The following is a 14980-nucleotide window of genomic DNA, read 5'->3' as shown; positions in this document are numbered from 1 at the left end:
TGTCGCTGTCTCCACTGAAAGGCAGCGTATCCGGTCGAGTATCGATCACCATCGGCGCCTTCCCGGCTTATGTGCCCTGTCGCGTACGTCACCTGCTCCACCGGCTTCCTCCCCTTATGCCGGATATCTGTCCGAGCCGCGTCCGCACTGCGTCCGCCCTCTGTGCCCTACCCCGGGTACGCCGCCGTCCGCCGGCCGCGGCGGGGCTCCCCCTCTCGGTTATCGATCACTGGTCACCGCTCACCGGGCGCGTCGTACTCTGTGCCCGGCCCACGAATCGGGCCACCACGGTGACGAGGAGAAGGCGAGGCAGCACTCCATGCCGCAGCAGAGCCCGCTCGACCTGCCAGAAGGCGACCCCTTCGGCCCGCACAACCTCCCGTACGGGGTCTTCAGCACGGTGGAGGACCCCGGCCGCCGGCGCATCGGGGTGCGCTTCGGCGATCATGTGCTGGACGCCGCCGGCGCGGCCCGGGCGCTCGGCTCGGCCCATGCCGAGCTGCTCGACCAGCCGCTGCTCAACCCGCTGCTGGCGGCCGGCCGCCCGGTGTGGACGGCGGTGCGCGCGGAACTGCGCGACTGGCTCACCGCCCCGGCGCACCGCGCCGCCGTGGAGCCGCACCTGATCCCGCTGTCCGGGGTCGAGCTGCACCTCCCCTTCGAGGTGGCCGACTACGTGGACTTCTACGCCAGCGAGCACCACGCCACCAACGTGGGCCGCATCTTCCGCCCGGAGGGCGAGGCGCTCACCCCCAACTGGAAGCACCTGCCGATCGGTTACCACGGGCGTGCCGGCACGGTCGTGGTCTCCGGCACCCCGGTGATCCGCCCGCTCGGCCAGCGGATGCCGGCCGGGGCCCAGGCACCCGAGTTCGGCCCCAGCCGCCGGCTGGACATCGAGGCCGAGGTGGGCTTCGTGGTGGGCACCCCGTCGGCGCTCGGCGACCGGGTGCCGCTGGAGGCGTTCCGTGAGCACGTCTTCGGGGTGACGCTGCTCAACGACTGGTCGGCGCGGGACATCCAGAGCTGGGAGTACCGGCCGCTGGGCCCGTTCCTGGGCAAGTCCTTCGCCACCTCCGTATCGGCCTGGGTGACCCCGCTGGACGCCCTGGACGCGGCCCGCACCGAGCCGCCGGCCCGCGACTTCGCGCTGCTGGACTACCTGGACGACTCGGCCGTCGAGCCGGGCGGCCTGGACATCCGCATCGAGGTGGCCGTCAACGGGCACGTGGTGGCCCGCCCGCCGTTCTCGGCCATGTACTGGACCGCCGCCCAGCAGCTGGCACACATGACGGTGAACGGCGCCTCGCTGCGCACCGGCGACCTGTTCGCGTCCGGCACGGTCAGCGGGCCCGAGCCGGAGCAGCGCGGCTGCCTGCTGGAGCTGACCTGGTCGGGCCGCGACCCGCTGGAACTCCCGGAGGGCAAGCGGACGTTCCTGGAGGACGGCGACGAGGTGGTGCTGACCGCGTGGGCCCCGGGCCCGGACGGCAGCAGGGTGACGCTGGGTGAGGTCGCGGGCCGGATCGCGCCCGCGGTCTGAGGCGACGTGCCTCGGCACGCGGCGGGCGTGACAGCCTGTCAATGGCGCGTGACCTGGGGCGACGGCGGGGACGGGACGGCGCGGCAGACCGGCGCCCCGTCCCCGCACTGCGACCGCGCCGTCCCCGAACCGTGACAACTCCACTGCTAACTTGACGTGTCCAAGTTCAAGTTTGAACACGGCGGAAAACCTCAGGGAGATTGCGTGCTTCGCAAGGCAGCACAGGTCACGGGGGCGGCGCTGATCGCCGCTGTGCTGGTCACCGGTTGTGGCGGCGGCAAGGGCGACAAGGGCGGCAAGGGGCTGATCGGGGGCCAGCAGGGCAGCGGCCAGACCGACTCGGGCAAGTCCGCCGCCACGGGCGGTGACAGCGGCGACAGCACGGGCGGCTCCACGGCCACCAGCACGGGCGGTTCGAGCACCGGCGGCACCACGGGTGGCGGCAGCACCGGCGGCACCCCGGACGGCTCCTATGTCTCGCAGTCCGGTGGCCAGACCCGCTCCTTCTACTTCCACGGCTCGGTCGTCGGGTTCGCCCCCAAGTTCGGAACGAGCTGCACCGGCTCCTACTCCGCCCCGACGGTCACCCTGACCTGCCCGGACGGCAGCACGGACTGGAACAGCGGCAAGGTGACCGTCAACAACGGCGGCGAGTCCGTCACCGTCCGCTGGGACGCGTCCGGCCAGGAGGACACCTTCACCAAGCTCGGCGGCAGCAACGCGGGCGGTCTGCCGACCCCGCCGCCGCTGAGCTGATCCGACCGGTACTCCGGCGGACGTACGAGCCCCCCGGCCACCGCACCGGGGGGCTCGCCGTGTCCGGACGGCTCTCAGCGCACGAACACCCCGGCCTGGCTGGCCAGGTCCAGGAAGTACTGCGGCGCCACACCCAGCACCAGGGTGACCGCCACTCCGATGCCGATCGCCGAGGTGGTCAGGGCGCTGGGCACGGCGACGGTGGGGCCGTCCGCCTTGGGCTCGTTGAAGAACATCAGCACGATGACCCGGATGTAGAAGAACGCGGCCACCGCCGAGGCGATCACACCGACCACCACCAACGGGCCCGCGCCGCCCTCCGCCGCCGCCTTGAACACGGCGAACTTCCCGGCGAACCCGGAGGTCAGCGGAATGCCCGCGAAGGCCAGCAGGAAGACCGCGAACACCGCCGCCACCAGCGGCGAACGGCGGCCCAGGCCGGCCCACTTGGACAGCTGGGTGGCCTCTCCGCCGGCGTCCCTGACCAGGGTGACCACGGCGAAGGCGCCCAGGGTCACGAAGGAGTAGGCGGCCAGGTAGAAGAGGACGGAGGAGACGCCGTCCTTGTTGGTGGCGATCACACCGGCCAGGATGAAGCCCGCGTGCGCGATCGAGGAGTAGGCCAGCAGCCGCTTCACATCGGTCTGGGTGATCGCGACGACCGCGCCGCCCAGCATGGTGAGGATGGCCACCCCCCACAGCACCGGGCGCCAGTCCCAGCGCAGGCCGGGCAGCACCACGTACAGCAGCCGCAGCAGCGCGCCGAAGGCGGCGACCTTGGTGGCTGCGGCCATGAAACCGGTGACCGGGGTGGGCGCGCCCTGGTAGACGTCCGGGGTCCACATGTGGAACGGCACCGCGCCGACCTTGAACAGCAGGCCCACCAGCACCATCGCCCCGCCGATCAGCAGCAGCGCGTCATTGCCCATGGTCTGCGCCAGCGCCGGGTCCACCCGGGAGACCTGACCGTCGACCACGTCCGCGATACCGGAGTAGGTGACGGTGCCCGCGTAGCCGTACAGCAGCGCGATGCCGAACAGCAGGAAGGCCGAGGAGAAGGCGCCGAGCAGGAAGTACTTGACCGCGGACTCCTGGGAGAGCAGCCGGTGGCGGCGGGCCAGCGCGCACAGGATGTACAGCGGCAGGGAGAAGACCTCCAGTGCCACGAACAGGGTCAGCAGGTCGTTCGCGGCGGGGAAGACCAGCATCCCGGCGACCGCGAACAGCAGCAGCGGGAAGACCTCGGTGGAGGTGAACCCGGCGCGTACGGCGGCCTCTTCGGCCTCTCCGCCGGGTACCGCGGCGGGCTGGGCGGCGAAGGAGTCCACCCGGTTGCCGTGCGTCTGGGGGTCCAGTCGGCGCTCGGCGAAGGTGAACACGGCGACCAGCGAGACCAGCAGAATGGTGCCCTGGAGGAAGAGCGCCGGGCCGTCCACCGCGATCGCCCCCATGGCGGCGACATGCGCCTTGGAGGTGCCGTAGTCGCCGGCCGCCAGGGCGATGACGGCGGCGAAGGCGGCGGCCAGCGAGACCACCGAGACGAAGAGCTGTGCGGCGTACCGCTGGCGGCGCGGCAGGAACGCCTCGACCAGGATCCCCAGGACCGCGGCACCGACCACGATCAGCACCGGGGACAGCTGCCCGTACTCGATGTGCGGGGTGGGGATCTTGTCCCGTGGCCCGGCCGCTGTCATCCACAGGCTGTGGACAGAGGGAGCGCTGCTCACTTGTCACCTCCGGGAGCGTGGTCGCCCTTGGGGCTGTAGCGGAACCAGCCCGCGTCGGTGGCGGGGTGGTCCGGTGCGGGATCCTTCTTGTCGACCACCGAAAGGGTGTGGTCGACGGCCGGGTTGACGATGTCGGCCACCGGCTTGGGGTAGATGCCGAGGAAGATCAGCAGCGCGATCAGCGGTGTCACCACGGCGAGTTCCCGAACCCTGAGGTCCGGCATCCCGCGCACCTCGGCCTTCACCGGCCCCGTCATGGTGCGCTGGTAGAGCACCAGCACGTACAGCGCGGCCAGCACGATGCCCACGGTGGCCACCACGCCCAGCGCCGGATAGCGGCTGAAGGTGCCCACCAGTACCAGGAACTCGCTGATGAACGGGGCGAGTCCGGGCAGGGAGAGGGTGGCCAGCCCGCCCACCAGGAAGGTGCCGGCCAGCACCGGGGCCACCTTCTGCACCCCGCCGAAGTCGGCGATCAGCCGCGAGCCGCGCCGGCTGATCAGGAAGCCGGCGACCAGCATCAGGGCGGCGGTGGAGATGCCGTGGTTGACCATGTAGAGGGTGGCGCCGCCCTGCCCCTGCGAGGTCATGGCGAAGATGCCCAGGATGATGAAGCCGAAGTGGGAGATCGAGGCGTAGGCGATCAGCCGTTTGATGTCCTTCTGGGCGACCGCCACCAGCGCCCCGTAGAGGATGCTGATCACGGCGAGCACCAGGATCACCGGGGTGGCCCACTTGCTGGCCTCCGGGAAGAGCTGGAGGCAGAAGCGGAGCATCGCGAAGGTGCCGACCTTGTCGACCACCGCGGTGATCAGCACCGCGACCGGCGCGGTGGACTCGCCCATCGCGCCCGGCAGCCAGGTGTGCAGCGGCCACAGCGGCGCCTTCACCGCGAAGGCGAAGAAGAAGCCGAGGAACAGCAGCCGTTCGGTGGTGGTGGCGATGGACAGCGTGCCGGCGGAGCGGGCCTCGGCGATCTGCTGGAGCGAGAAGGTCCCGCTGCCCAGGTCCTCGTTGGTGACCACGAACAGGCCCACCACCGCGGCCAGCATGATGAGCCCGCCGACCAGGTTGTAGAGCAGGAACTTCACCGCGGCGTACGAGCGCGCGTTGGCCGCCGCTCCCTCCGCCCGGCCGCCGGCCCCGTCCCCGAAGCCGCCGATCAGGAAGTACATCGGGATCAGCATGGCTTCGAAGAAGATGTAGAAGAGGAAGACGTCGGTGGCCTGGAAGGACATCACCACCATCGCCTCGACCATCAGGATCAGCGCGAAGAAGCCCTGGGTGGGCCGCCAGCGCCGGCCCGCGGCCGAGTCGCCGCCGGACGGGGTCTCCAGCCGGTCGGGGTCGTGCCAGCCGGCCAGCACGATGAACGGGATCAGCAGCGCGGTCAGTGCCACCAGCACCACGCCGATGCCGTCCACGCCCAGTTCGTAGCGGACCCCGAAGTCCTTGATCCAGTCGTGTGACTCGGTGAGTTGGTACTGGCCTCCGTCCGGGTCGAAGCGCACCAGCGCCACCGCGGACAGGACCAGGGTCGCCAGCGAGAACAGCAGCGCCGTCCACTTGGCCGCGGCCCGCTGGGCGGCCGGCACGGCGGCGGTGGCGACCGCCCCGATCGCCGGCACCGCGGCCGTTGCTGTCAGCAGGGGAAATGACATCGATCAGACCGCCCTCATCAGCAGGGTCGCGGCGATCAGCACCGCCGCACCGCCGAACATCGAGACCGCGTAGGTCCGCGCGTAGCCGTTCTGGAGCTTGCGCAGGCGCCCGGACAGCCCGCCGACCGAGGCCGCGGCGCCGTTCACCGCCCCGTCGACCAGGGTGTGGTCCACCCGGTCCAGACCGCGGGTGAGGTACTCGCCGGGCTTGACCAGCACCACATGGTTGAAGTCGTCCTGGAGCAGGTCGCGGCGGGCCGCCCGGGTCAGCGCGCTGCCGCGCGGGGCGGTCACCGGCACCGGCCGGCGGCCGTACTGCGCCCAGGCCAGCGCCACTCCGACCACCAGCACCACCATGGTCCCGGCGGTGACGGTGGCGGCGCTCAGCGGCGAGTCCCCGTGATCGTGCCCGGTGACCGGCTCCAGCCAGTTCACGAAGGCGTCGTTCAGGCTGAACAGCCCGCCGGCGAACACCGAGCCGAAGGCCAGCACGATCATCGGGATGGTCATGGACTTCGGCGACTCGTGCGGGTGCGGCAGCTCCCCGGGGTGCGCCTCGGCGCCCGGCTCGATCCCGGCCGTCTTGTGCGGGTCGGGGGCCGGCTGCCAGCGCTTCTCCCCGAAGAAGGTCAGCAGCATCACCCGGGTCATGTAGTACGCGGTGATCGCCGCGCCCAGCAGCGTCGCGGCGCCCAGGATCCAGCCCTCGGTGCCGCCCTTGGCGAACGCCGCCTCGATGATCTTGTCCTTGGACCAGAAGCCGGACAGCCCCGGAAAGCCGATGATGGCCAGGTAGCCCAGGCCGAAGGTGGCGAAGGTGATCGGCATGTACCTGCGCAGGCCGCCGTACTTCCGCATGTCCACCTCGTCGTTCATGGCGTGCATGACGGAGCCTGCGCCGAGGAAGAGCCCGGCCTTGAAGAAGCCGTGGGTGACCAGGTGCATGATGGCGAAGACATAGCCGATCGGGCCCAGGCCGGCCGCCAGGATCATGTAGCCGATCTGCGACATGGTCGAGCCGGCGAGCGCCTTCTTGATGTCGTCCTTGGCGCAACCGACGATCGCACCGAACAGCAGGGTGACGGCGCCGACGGTGACCACCGCGGTCTGCGCGTCCGGCGCGGCGTTGAAGATCGCCCCGGACCGGGTGATCAGGTAGACGCCCGCGGTCACCATGGTGGCCGCGTGGATCAGGGCCGAGACCGGGGTCGGGCCCTCCATCGCGTCACCCAGCCAGGACTGCAACGGGACCTGGGCGGACTTGCCGCAGGCGGCGAGCAGCAGCATCAGCCCGATCGCGGTCAGCTTGCCCTCGCCGGCCCGGTCGGCCTCGGAGAGCACCGGGGCGAAGGCGAAGGTGCCGAAGGTGGTGAACATCAGCATGATCGCGATGGACAGGCCGACATCGCCGACCCGGTTGACGATGAACGCCTTCTTGGCGGCCGTCGCGGCGCTCGGCTTGTGCTGCCAGAACCCGATCAGCAGGTAGGAGGCGAGACCGACGCCCTCCCACCCGACGTACAGCAGCAGGTAGTTGTCGGCCAGCACCAGCAGCAGCATCGCCGCCAGGAAGAGGTTGAGGTATCCGAAGAAGCGGCGGCGGCGCTCGTCGTGCTCCATGTAGCCGATCGAGTAGATGTGGATCAGGGTGCCCACACCGGTGATCAGCAGGACGAAGGTCATCGACAGCTGGTCCAGCTGGAAGCCCACGTCCGCCCGGAAGCCGCCGACCGGGATCCAGCTGAACAGATGGCTGTGCAGGGCCCGGTCCGAGGTCTCCTCGCCCAGCATGTCGGCGAAGAGCACCGCCCCGATGAGGAACGACACCCCGGCCAGCGCGGTGCCCAGCCAGTGCCCGACGCGGTCCAGGGCCCGGCCGCCGCACAGCAGCACGGCGGCGCCGAGGAGCGGCGCCGCGACAAGCAATCCGATGAGGTTCTCCACGTGAACGCGACCCTTCTAGAGCTTCATCAGGCTGGCGTCGTCGACCGAGGCCGAGTGGCGGGAGCGGAAGACCGTCACGATGATGGCGAGGCCGACCACGACCTCGGCCGCGGCGACCACCATGGTGAAGAAGGCCACGATCTGCCCGTCGAGGTTGCCGTGCAGCCGGGAGAAGGCGACGAACGCCAGGTTGCAGGCGTTCAGCATCAGCTCGACGCACATGAACACCACGATGGCGTTCCGCCTCAGCAGCACCCCGGCCGCGCCGATGGTGAACAGCAGCGAGGCGAGGTAGAGGTAGTTGACCGGGTTCACTTGGCGGCTCCCTCGGGGGCGTGTCCGTCGTTCGCGCCGTCATCCGCCGGCCGGTCGGCGGACTGCCGCCCGGCCTCGTCCTCGGGTGTGTACACCGTGGCGCCGCCCTCCGGGCGGTACCTGGTCGAGCCGCTGGGGTCGGTACGGACCACGGTGGCCCCGGTCCCGCCGCGCTGCTGCCGCCAGTCCCCGGCCCGCCGCTCCAGCTCCGCCAGGGCGGCCAGCGCCCGGCCGGAGACGTCACGGATCTGGCCGCGCTCGCGCAGCGTGGCGTTGACGGAGACCTCCGCGGTGCTGCCGTCGGGCAGCAGGCCGGGGATGTCCACCGCGTTGTGCCGGGCGTAGACGCCGGGCGCGGGGGCCGGGGTGACCAGGGGCCAGCCGGAGCCGCTCGGCGCGGGCTGCCCGGGGATGCCGCGGCGCGCCCGGTCCTGCGACTGCTCGCGCTGCGACTTGCGGCCCTCGACGCGCTCCCGGTGGGTGAGCACCATGGCGCCGACGGCCGCGGTGATCAGCAGCGCGCCGGTGATCTCGAAGGCGAAGACGTACTTGGTGAAGATGAGTTCGGCCAGGCCCTCGACATTGCCGCCGGCGTTGGCGGTCCCGGTGCCGTTCCAGGTCTTCAGCGAGGCGTTGGCGATGCCCGCGCAGAGCAGGATGCCGAAGCCCAGGCCGCACAGCACGGCCAGCCAGCGCTGCCCCTTGAGGGTCTCGTGCAGCGAGTCGGCGGCGGTGACACCGACCAGCATCACCACGAACAGGAAGAGCATCATGATGGCGCCGGTGTAGACGACGATCTGCACGATGCCCAGGAAGTAGGCGCCGTTGGCGAGGTAGAACACCGCCAGGACGATCATGGTGCCGGCGAGGCTGAGCGCCGAGTGCACCGCCTTCCGCATCAGGACGGTGGACAGGGCGCCGATCACCGCCACCGTGCCGAGCACCCAGAACTGGACGGCCTCGCCGGTGGAGGTGGTGGACGCCGCGAGCATCGCGCTCATGCCTGCACCCCCTGGTCGGCCGGGTTCTGTGCCGACTCGTCCGACTCCGCTGCGGGGTCGGTCTCGCCCTTGCTGCGGGCCACCTGGCGAACGGTGCCGGGGGCGGCCTCGGTGACCAGGCCCCGGTAGTAGTCCTGTTCGTCCATGCCGGGGTAGATGGCGTGCGGGGTGTCCACCATGTCCTCGGTCAGACCCGCCAGCAGCTCGTCCTTGGTGTAGATGAGCGCGGCGCGGGACCGGTCGGCGAGTTCGTACTCGTTGGTCATGGTCAGCGCCCGGGTGGGGCACGCCTCCACGCACAGCCCGCACAGGATGCAGCGCAGGTAGTTGATCTGGTAGACGCGGCCGTAGCGCTCGCCCGGGGAGTAGCGCTCCTCGTCGGTGTTGTCCGCGCCCTCGACGTAGATGGCGTCCGCCGGGCAGGCCCAGGCGCACAGCTCGCAGCCGATGCACTTCTCCAGCCCGTCCGGGTGCCGGTTGAGCTGGTGGCGGCCGTGGAAGCGGGGGGCGGTGGGCTTCTTCTGCTCCGGGTACTGCTCGGTGAACCGCTTCTTGAACATGTTCGAGAAGGTCACACCGAAGCCCGCGACCGGGTTGTGCCAGGGAGTGCGGGAGGGGTTCTCCTCCTCGCGGGGGTTGCTGTCAGGCACCGTCGGCCTCCTCACCGTGGGTCTTCTCCGCAGGGCCGTTGCCGACCAGCTCGCCGTGGCGGCGCGGTCGGCGGCGCGGTACGGGTGGCAGGGTCTGCCCGGGCAGCGGCGGCACGGGGAAGCCGCCGGCCATCGGGTCGAAGGGCGGTTCGGGCGGGGCCTGCTCCTGCTCCCGCTTCGCCTCGCGGTCCCGGAAGACGTCGTAGACGAAGGAGAGCAGCAGCAGCGCGATCACCGCGCCGCCGACATAGAGCACGATCTTCTGGAAGTCGTAGTTCTCGTTGCGCAGCGCGCGCACCGTGGCGACCAGCATCAGCCAGACCATGGAGATCGGGATCAGGACCTTCCAGCCCAGCTTCATGAACTGGTCGTAGCGCACCCGGGGTACCGAGGCGCGGATCCAGATGAAGAGGAACAGGGCGGCGCTGACCTTGGCGAGGAACCACAGCAGCGGCCACCAGCCGTGGTTGGCGCCCGCCCAGAAGGTGCTGATCGGCCAGGGGGCGCGCCAGCCGCCGAGGAAGAGGGTCACCGCGACCATCGAGACGGTGGCCATGTTGATGTACTCGGCGAGCATGAACATCGCGAACTTGATCGACGAGTACTCGGTGTTGAAGCCGCCGACCAGGTCGCCCTCGGACTCCGGCATGTCGAACGGGGACCGGTTGGTCTCGCCGATCATGGCCACGATGTAGATGAGGAAGGAGACCGGCAGCAGTACGGCGTACCAGCGGTGCCCCTGCGCCTCCACGATCGCCGAGGTGGACATGGAGCCGGAGTAGATGAAGACCGCGGCGAAGGACATGCCCATCGCGATCTCGTAGCTGATCATCTGGGCGCAGGAGCGCAGCCCGCCGAGCAGCGGATAGGTGGAGCCGGAGGACCAGCCGGCCAGCACGATGCCGTAGATGCCGATGGAGGCGGTGGCCAGGATGTAGAGGATCGCGATCGGCAGGTCGGTGAGCTGCATCGCGGTGCGGTGGCCGAAGACCGAGACCTCGTTGCCGGCCGGACCGAAGGGGATCACCGCGACCGCCATGAAGGCCGGGATCGCGGCGACGATCGGCGCCAGGACGTAGACCACCTTGTCCGCGCGCTTGACGATCACGTCCTCTTTGAGCATCAGCTTCACGCCGTCCGCGAGGGACTGCAGCATGCCCCAGGGGCCGTGCCGGTTGGGGCCGTTGCGCAGCTGCATCCAGCCGAGCACCTTGCGCTCGAAGACGATGGTGATCAGCACCGTCACCATCAGCATCGCGAAGCAGAACACGACCTTGAGCAGGATCAGCCACCAGGGGTCGGTCCCGAACATCGACAGGTCCTCGGCCGCCAGCGGGCCGGGCGAGCCGGCGAGCGGGGTGGCCAGGGTGGCAGCACTCATGCCTGCGCCTCCGGTTCCGGTGTCTCGGTGACGGCGACCGGCGCCTGGGCCGGGCCGATACGGACGACTTCGCCAGGCCGGGCCCCGGTGTCGGCCACCACGCCGCGGCCGGCCGAGTTCATCGGCAGCCACACCACCCGGTCCGGCATCGGGGTGATCCGCAACGGCAGGACCACCGTCCCGGCCGGGCCGGTGACGGCCAGCGGGGCGCCGTCCTCGACCCCGGCCTCCGCCGCGGTGGTCGCCGAGAGCCGGGCCAGTGCGGCGTGCCGGGTGCCGGCCAGGGCCTGGTCGCCGTCCTGGAGGCGGCCCTGGTCGAGCAGCAGCCGGTGGCCGGCGAGCACCGCCTCGCCCACTTCGGGGCGGGGCAGCGGCTGGGCGGTGCGCAGCGGGTCGGCCGGGCGGGGCCCGCTCCAGGGGCCGAGCCGGTCCATCTCCCGGCGCACGGCCGCCAGGTCGGGCAGCCCCAGCGGGGTCTCCAGCGCGTCGGCGAGCATGTGCAGCACCCGGGCGTCGGAGGGCAGGTGCGGGCGGGTGGCCTGGGCGGGGACGATCGCCGCCTCGAACGGGCGGGCCCGGCCCTCCCAGTCGAGGAAGGTGCCGGCCTTCTCGGCCACGGCGGCGGCCGGGAAGACCACATCGGCCCGCGCGGTCACCTCGCTGGGCCGCTGCTCCACGCTGACCAGGAAGCCGACCCGGTCCAGGGCGGCGGCGGCCCGGGCCGGGTCCGGCAGGTCCGCCGGCTCGACCCCTGCCACGATCAGCGCCCCGAGTTCGCCGGCCGCCGCGGCCTCGATGATCTCGCCGGTGTCCCGTCCGGTGCGGTGCGGCAGGTCGGCCTCCCAGATCTCGGCGACCTCCTGACGGGCCCTCGGGTCGGCGACCGGGCGGCCACCGGGCAGCAGCCCGGGCAGCGCGCCGGCCTCCAGGGCGCCGCGCTCCCCGGCCCGGCGCGGGATCCAGGCGAGGGTGGCGCCGGTGGCGGTGGCCAGCCGGACCGCCGCGGTGAGCGCCCCGGGGACCGCCGCCAGCCGTTCGCCGACCAGGATCACCGCGCCCTCGCCGCGCAGTGCGGCCCAGGCAGCCCGGCCCTGTTCGTCCAGTCGGGCCGCGGCCTCCTCCCCGGCGGCCAGCGCGTCCAGCCACTGGGGTTCGGTGCCGGGGGCGGCGGGCAGCAGGGTGCCGCCCGCCTTGAGCAGGCCGCGGGTGGCGTGGGTGGCCAGTCCGAAGGTGCGCTGCCCGGCCTTGCGGTGGGCCTTGCGCAGCCGCAGGAAGACGCCGGGCGCCTCCTCCTCCGCCTCCAGCCCGGCCAGCAGCACCGCCGGGGCCTTCTCCAGAGCGGTGTAGGTGAGGCCGGTGCGGTCCAGGTCCCGGCCGCGGCCGGCGACCCGGGCGGCGAGGAAGTCGGCCTCCTCGGCGCTGTGCGCGCGGGCCCGGAAGTCGATGTCGTTGGTGCCCAGGACGGTACGGGCGAACTTGGCGTAGGCGTACGCGTCCTCGACGGTCAGCCGCCCACCGGTCAGAACGGCGACACCAGTGCCTCCGGCACGGGCTGTACGGCCGCGGGCGGCGGCCAGTCCCTCGGCCGCGGCGGCGAGCGCCTCCGGCCAGCTGGCCTGCTCCAGCTCGCCGGTCTGCGGGTTGCGGAGCAGCGGGCCGGCGAGCCGGTCCGGGAGTTGGGCGTAGCGGAAGCCGAACCGGCCCTTGTCGCAGATCCACTCCTCGTTGACCTCGGGGTCCTCGGCGGCGAGCCGGCGCATCACCTTGCCGCGCCGGTGGTCGGTGCGGGTGGCGCAGCCGCCGGCGCAGTGTTCGCACACGCTCGGCGAGGAGACCAGGTCGAAGGGGCGGGAGCGGAAGCGGTAGGCGGCCGAGGTGAGCGCGCCGACCGGGCAGATCTGGATGGTGTTGCCGGAGAAGTACGACTCGAAGGGGTCGCCCTCGCCGGTGCCGACCTGCTGGAGGGCGCCCCGCTCCAGCAGTTCGATCATCGGGTCGCCGGCGATCTGCTGGGAGAAGCGGGTGCAGCGGGCGCACAGCACGCACCGCTCGCGGTCCAGCAGCACCTGGCTGGAGATGGGCACCGGCTTGGCGAAGGTGCGCTTCTGCCCTTCGAAGCGGCTCTCCGGGTCGCCGGTGGACATCGCCTGGTTCTGCAGCGGGCACTCACCGCCCTTGTCGCAGACCGGGCAGTCCAGCGGGTGGTTGATGAGCAGCAGTTCCATCACACCGCGCTGGGCCTTCTCGGCCACCGGGGAGGTGAGCTGGGTCCTGACCACCATCTGGTCGGTGCAGGTGATGGTGCAGGAGGCCATCGGCTTGCGCTGGCCCTCGACCTCCACGATGCACTGCCGGCAGGCGCCGGCCGGGTCCAGCAGCGGGTGGTCGCAGAACCGCGGGATCTCGATGCCCAGCATCTCGGCGGCGCGGATGACCAGGGTGCCCTTGGGGACGGAGATCTCGATCCCGTCGATGGTCAGGGTGACCAGGTCCTCCGGGGGCACCGCGGCGCCCGCGCCACCGGAGGAGGTGGCACCAGTGGTCACTGTCATGCGTTCACCTCCAGGTGAGAGGTCTTCGGGCCGTCCGCCCAGACGGTGGACTTGGCCGGGTCGAAGGGGCAGCCGCGGCCGGTGATGTGCTCCTCGTACTCGGCGCGGAAGAAGGCCAGCGAGGAGAAGATCGGCGAGGCGGCGCCGTCGCCGAGCGCGCAGAACGACTTGCCGTTGATGTTGTCGGCGATGTCGGCCAGCTTGTCGAGGTCGTCCATCCGCCCCTTGCCGGCCTCGATGTCCCGCAGCAGTTGCACCAGCCAGTACGTCCCCTCGCGGCAGGGCGTGCACTTGCCGCAGGACTCGTGGGCGTAGAACTCGGTCCAGCGGGTCACCGCCCGCACCACGCAGGTGGTCTCGTCGAAGCACTGGAGCGCCTTGGTGCCGAGCATGGAGCCGGCGGCGCCCACGCCCTCGTAGTCCAGCGGCACGTCCAGGTGCTCCTCGGTGAGCAGCGGGGTGGACGAGCCGCCCGGGGTCCAGAACTTGAGCCGGTGGCCGGGGCGCATTCCGCCGCTCATGTCGAGCAGTTGCCGCAGGGTGATGCCGAGCGGGGCCTCGTACTGGCCGGGGCTGGCCACGTGTCCGGAGAGCGAGTAGAGGGTGAAGCCGGGGGACTTCTCGCTGCCCATGGAGCGGAACCACTCGTTGCCCCGGTGCAGGATCGCGGGAACCGAGGCGATGGACTCGACGTTGTTCACCACGGTGGGGCAGGCGTAGAGGCCGGCGACCGCGGGGAAGGGGGGCCGCAGCCGGGGTTGGCCGCGGCGTCCCTCCAGCGAGTCCAGCAGCGCCGTCTCCTCACCGCAGATGTACGCGCCGGCGCCGGCGTGCACGGTGATGTCCAGGGCGGGCAGGTCCTCGCGGCCGAAGGTGCGCGCGCGCTGCTCGGCGGTGCCGAGGTAGCCCGCCGCGTACGCCTCGCGCACGGCCTCGTGCAGGCGCCGCAGCACCGGCACCACCTCACCGCGCAGATAGATGAAGGCGTGGGTGGAGCGGATCGCGTGGCAGGCGATGGCCATGCCCTCGATCAGCGAGTGCGGGTTGGCGAACAGCAGCGGGATGTCCTTGCAGGTGCCGGGCTCGGACTCGTCCGCGTTGACCACCAGGTAGTGCGGCTTGCCGTCGCCCTGCGGAATGAACTGCCACTTCATTCCGGTGGGGAAGCCGGCGCCGCCGCGCCCGCGCAACCCGGAGTCCTTCACCAGGGCGATCACGTCGTCGGGGGCCATGGTCAGCGCCTTGCGCAGGCCCTCGTAGCCCTCGTGCCGCCGGTAGGTCTCCAGGGTCCAGCACTCCGGTTCGTCCCAGAACGCGGAGAGCACGGGGGTGAGCAGCGCCTCCGGGCCGGCCTCGCCGCCGACCGCCTGCCGGGCGGTGCCCCCGTCCTCGGTTGCCACCGTCATCACTTCCCCTCCTCGGCGCTCGGTCCGGACGGGTGGTGCGGGTC

Annotated in this window: 11 protein-coding genes; 2 read left to right on the top strand and 9 right to left on the bottom strand. The window is 71.5% G+C overall.

The window, feature by feature from the left end; translation table 11 throughout:
* Positions 1-319 precede the first annotated feature (319 nt).
* Complete coding sequence (gene fahA, locus E4099_RS06050; protein ID WP_135337901.1) at positions 320-1543, top strand: fumarylacetoacetase; 1224 nt, start codon at positions 320-322, stop codon at positions 1541-1543.
* 204 nt (positions 1544-1747) lie between these two features.
* Positions 1748-2299: a hypothetical protein gene (locus E4099_RS06045; RefSeq protein ID WP_135337900.1), complete on the top strand. Its 552-nt coding sequence runs from the start codon at positions 1748-1750 to the stop codon at positions 2297-2299.
* Positions 2300-2373: 74 nt separating this feature from the next.
* Here the strand turns inward: E4099_RS06045 and nuoN are convergent, their stop codons facing one another.
* Genes nuoN through nuoF form a run of 9 tightly spaced genes read right to left on the bottom strand, consistent with a single transcriptional unit; the run spans position 2374 to position 14936 of the window.
* Positions 2374-3993: an NADH-quinone oxidoreductase subunit NuoN gene (gene nuoN, locus E4099_RS06040; RefSeq protein WP_135337899.1), complete on the bottom strand. Its 1620-nt coding sequence runs from the start codon at positions 3991-3993 to the stop codon at positions 2374-2376.
* A 29-nt stretch (positions 3994-4022) separates the two neighbouring features.
* A complete protein-coding gene (locus E4099_RS06035; RefSeq protein WP_135337898.1) occupies positions 4023-5687 on the bottom strand; it encodes an NADH-quinone oxidoreductase subunit M in 1665 nt (554 codons plus the stop codon).
* Between the two features lie 3 nt (positions 5688-5690).
* Complete coding sequence (gene nuoL / locus E4099_RS06030) at positions 5691-7631, bottom strand: NADH-quinone oxidoreductase subunit L (RefSeq protein ID WP_135337897.1); 1941 nt, start codon at positions 7629-7631, stop codon at positions 5691-5693.
* 15 nt (positions 7632-7646) lie between these two features.
* Positions 7647-7946, bottom strand: a complete 300-nt coding sequence (gene nuoK, locus E4099_RS06025; protein ID WP_135337896.1) for an NADH-quinone oxidoreductase subunit NuoK — start codon at positions 7944-7946, stop codon at positions 7647-7649.
* Entirely contained in the window at positions 7943-8947 is a 1005-nt protein-coding gene (locus tag E4099_RS06020; RefSeq protein ID WP_135337895.1) for an NADH-quinone oxidoreductase subunit J, read from the bottom strand. The genes nuoK and E4099_RS06020 overlap by 4 nt, the downstream gene beginning before the upstream one ends.
* Positions 8944-9597 (bottom strand): NADH-quinone oxidoreductase subunit NuoI, encoded by a 654-nt coding sequence (nuoI, locus tag E4099_RS06015; RefSeq protein WP_135337894.1) that lies wholly within the window; start codon positions 9595-9597, stop codon positions 8944-8946. The genes E4099_RS06020 and nuoI overlap by 4 nt, the downstream gene beginning before the upstream one ends.
* Complete coding sequence (gene nuoH, locus E4099_RS06010) at positions 9590-10978, bottom strand: NADH-quinone oxidoreductase subunit NuoH (protein WP_135337893.1); 1389 nt, start codon at positions 10976-10978, stop codon at positions 9590-9592. The genes nuoI and nuoH overlap by 8 nt, the downstream gene beginning before the upstream one ends.
* Complete coding sequence (locus E4099_RS06005; RefSeq protein WP_135337892.1) at positions 10975-13530, bottom strand: NADH-quinone oxidoreductase subunit G; 2556 nt, start codon at positions 13528-13530, stop codon at positions 10975-10977. Before E4099_RS06005 ends, nuoH begins: the two co-directional genes overlap by 4 nt.
* On the bottom strand, positions 13527-14936 hold the full coding sequence (gene nuoF, locus E4099_RS06000) for an NADH-quinone oxidoreductase subunit NuoF (protein WP_135337891.1): 1410 nt from the start codon (positions 14934-14936) through the stop codon (positions 13527-13529). The genes E4099_RS06005 and nuoF overlap by 4 nt, the downstream gene beginning before the upstream one ends.
* Positions 14937-14980 lie beyond the last annotated feature (44 nt).

This window comes from Streptomyces palmae, assembly GCF_004684805.1.
In the GTDB taxonomy this organism is placed as follows: Bacteria; Actinomycetota; Actinomycetes; order Streptomycetales; family Streptomycetaceae; genus Streptomyces; species Streptomyces palmae.
Note: the sequence above shows the minus strand (reverse complement) of the source record. Positions and strands in the feature narration are given on the sequence as shown.